The sequence below is a fragment of the Formosimonas limnophila genome, from assembly GCF_014652675.1.
In the GTDB taxonomy this organism is placed as follows: Bacteria; Pseudomonadota; Gammaproteobacteria; order Burkholderiales; family Burkholderiaceae; genus Hydromonas; species Hydromonas limnophila.
In genome coordinates this window covers 1-3,711 of the sequence record NZ_BMZG01000023.1, presented here as the reverse complement: position 1 = coordinate 3,711, position 3,711 = coordinate 1, and the positions used below count along the sequence as shown (strand labels likewise).

Annotated in this window: 2 protein-coding genes; both read left to right on the top strand. The window is 53.8% G+C overall.

The annotated features are described in order from the left end of the window. The coding region (locus IE082_RS10910) for a ShlB/FhaC/HecB family hemolysin secretion/activation protein (protein WP_189493943.1) at nucleotides 1–761 on the top strand (761 nt) is incomplete at its 5' end. Nucleotides 762–809: 48 nt separating this feature from the next. Further along, on the top strand, nucleotides 810–3,711 hold a 2,902-nt coding region (locus tag IE082_RS10905), incomplete at its 3' end, for a two-partner secretion domain-containing protein (RefSeq protein ID WP_189493942.1).

The window sequence follows — 3,711 nt, the reverse complement described above, 5'->3', positions numbered from 1 at the left end:
AAACATACAACTACTCGGGCAATAGCCGCACGCAAGACCTCAAGCTCTCGCGCATGGTTTACCGCGACGCCCACCGCAAAACCACCGCCTCGATCAAAGGCTGGACACGTTACTCAGACAACTACATCGACGACACTGAAATCGAGGTGCAGCGTCGTAAAACAGCGGGTTGGGAGCTGGGTTTAACCCACAAAGAATACATTGGCAACGCCACACTTGACCTCGGCCTTACGTACAAACGAGGCACGGGTGCCAAGAACGCTTTGCCAGCGCCCGAAGAAGTCTTCGGTGAAGGCACCAGTCGTATGAAAATCATCACCGCCGACGTGGGCTTCACTCTGCCGTTCAAAATCAAGAACGCGTCATTCGGTTTTAGTACCAGCAACCACTTCCAGTGGAACAAAACCCCGCTCACGCCACAAGACAAAATCGCCATTGGCGGCAGAAGTACGGTGAGGGGCTTTGACGGCAAAATGACCCTAGCCGCAGAGCGTGGCTGGTACAGCCGCAATGAACTCACGTGGACGTATGCGCAGGGTCATCAGCTTTACGCTGCCGTGGACGCGGGTCACGTCGCAGGGCCGAGCGCAGAGTACTTGTTGGGTCAAACCATGATTGGTGGCGCACTGGGCCTTCGAGGTCAAGTCAAACTCGGTGGTGATCTGCAATACGACTTGTTTGCTGGTACACCCATCAAGAAGCCTGAATACTTCAACACTGCCAAGTTTGCCCTTGGCTTTAATCTATCTTATGCGTTTTAAACCGCAACCTCTTAATGACATCAAGCAATTAATACAGGAATTATCATAATGAACCGCAACATATTTAAAGTCATCTTCAGCCGCAAACTCGGTCAGCTCACCGTCGTATCAGAGAATACAACGGCCAATGGTAAAGCCGCAGCAGAATCATCAGGTGGCGTGGCAAATGGCTGGGGCAGCAGTGCGCTTCAGTCGCTCTCATTTTTGTTGATGCTCGCGTTTGGCACGGCTGTTGTTTTACCTGTGCAGGCCCAAGTGATAGCGGACCCGACGGCACCAGGTAACCAGCAGGCTACGGTGCTCACCACAGCCAGTGGTGTGACGCAGGTCAATATTCAGACGCCATCAGCGCAAGGCGTCTCGGTTAATCAATACAAGCAGTTTGATGTCAATTCAAATGGTGTGGTGCTCAACAACTCGCGCACGGCGACCAATACGCAAATCGCAGGTTATGTACAGAGCAATCCTTGGCTCGCCACGGGTTCAGCACGGGTGATTGTTAATAACGTCAACAGCACCAACCCATCCTACCTGAATGGGTATGTTGAAGTCGCCGGGCAAAAAGCCGAGGTTATCTTGGCCAATCCTGCGGGCATCTCAGTGTCGGGTGGTGGCTTCATCAATGCCAGCCGCACCACGCTCACCACGGGCAATCCCATCATCAACGGTGGCTCACTTGAAGGCTACCGTGTCACCCAAGGTCAAATCACCGTAGACGGCCAAGGTTTGGACACCCGTGGCTCTGACTACACCGACATTCTCGCTCGCTCAGTTAAAGTCAATGCAGGCATTTGGGCGAACAACCTCAAAGTCACCACAGGCGCGAATCAGATTGACGCGACCAACAGCACAGCGACAGCCATGACAGGCACGGGTGCAGCCCCAAGCTATGCCATCGACACAGCCGCCCTTGGGGGCATGTACGCGGGTAAAATCACCCTCGTCGGCACAGAGCAGGGTTTGGGGGTCAACAATGCAGGGCAATTGGCCGCCAGCGCGGGCAATGTGGCGATCAGCAGCAACGGGATGCTCACCAACTCAGGCATCATCAATGCCAATGGCGCAGACAATGCCGTCACCATCAACACCACGGGCGTGGTCAACAGCGGGACGATTTCAAGCCAAGGCAACAACCACATCATTGCCAATGCCGTACAAAACAGTGGCACCATCGCCGCAGGCCGTGAACTCAAAGTCAACGCCACTGGCATCGACAACAGCAATGGGGTCATGAATGGCCAGCGGGTTGAAGTCAACGCTGCCAGCCTGAACAATACCAAGGGTAAAATCCAACAAACAGGCAGCCAAGCCCTTGCGCTCAATGCGGGCGGTCTGTCTAATATCAATGGTGGTTTGATTGGTTATGAGCCGATCAGCAGCGGTAGCGGTACGGGTTCAACAGGCGGGAGGACAGGAGGCGAGGGCGGAAGCACAGGAACAACCAACACACCCTCAACGGCTTCGGGAGGTGGTAGTGCCATCGTCGTACAACCTGCGCCTGTGGTTTTAGCGGATGGCTTAATCAATGTTGCGGGACAAGTCACCAACGATGCGGGTCAAATCACCGCCAATGGTGGTATTGACTTAACCAGCAGCAATGGCTTGACCAACAGTGCCACGCTCAATCTGAACAAACTCAAAGTCACAGGCAGTGCGCTCGACAACTCAGGCGGCACCATTACGAGCACCCAAGCGAGTATCAACACCAACAGCATCACCAACACAGCGGGCAAGTTTGGCTCAAGCGGCAATGTTGACATAACCGCCAACAGCCTCACCAACTCAAAAGGCCAAATCACCGCAGGCGGCACGCTCACATCGAATATCAGCGGGGCGGTACTCAATGATAATGGCACGATAGGCAGCGCGGGCGAGCAAGTTCTCAATGCAGGAACCCTGAACAACACACAAGGTACGATTGCCTCAACGAGCGCAGGTTTAACCGTACAAAGTGGTGTCGTCAACAACGCCAAAGGCTCTATCCAATCAGTCGCAACCACCAAAATCACCAGCACGGCGTTTGATAACACTGATGGCAAAGTCGCAGGCACAGCTGTCCACCTCAATACCCAAAACAACACCCTCACCAACACACGAGGCACGGTATCGGGAAGCAGCACAGTCCTAACAACAGGGGCATTGACCAATGACGCAGGTCTGATTCAAGGCTCGAACGACTTGACCATCAACACCAACGGTCAAACCCTCACCAATACCAATAGCGGGACAACAGGCGGTATTGTTTCGGGAGGCACACTCAAAGTCGATTCGGGCGACCTCAACAACAGCGCGGGCTATGTGAGTAGCAAAGGCAATGCCAGCATCAACGCCGCACAAATCACCAACAGCACGGGTGGGCAAATCATTGGTGAAGCCAACAACACCATCACTGCCACAGGCATTGACAACCGTGGCGGTCAAATCATCACCGTGGGCAACGCCAATATCGCAGTGGGTGCGGGTACAGTCAACAACGACAACAGCCTGATTCGCTCAGGTGGCACGACCACGATTAACGCCGCAACCGTCATCAACACCAACACTAATGCCACAGACAAAGGCATTGACAGTGGCACAGTCGTACTCACTGCCAATACGGTAGACAACACAACGGGTGCGATTCGCGCTGATGAAACCCTCTCTATTACCAGCGGCGGCACAGTCAACAACACCAACGGCTTGTTGACTTCGAGCAAAGTCATTGAGGTCAAAGACCCGAATGCCGCAACAAACACACCGCAAACCCTTGCCATCACCAACACCAATGGCACCGTGATTGCAGGGACAAGCAACACCATCACCGCCAAGAACCTCACAGGTGAAGGCAAAGTCCTCTCAAACGGCGATATGAGCATCACTCTGACCGATGACTTCACCAACAACGCCACGGTACAAGCCGCTAAAAACCTCACGTTGAGAAGCAGCGGCAATGTCACCAACAACGCTAAAA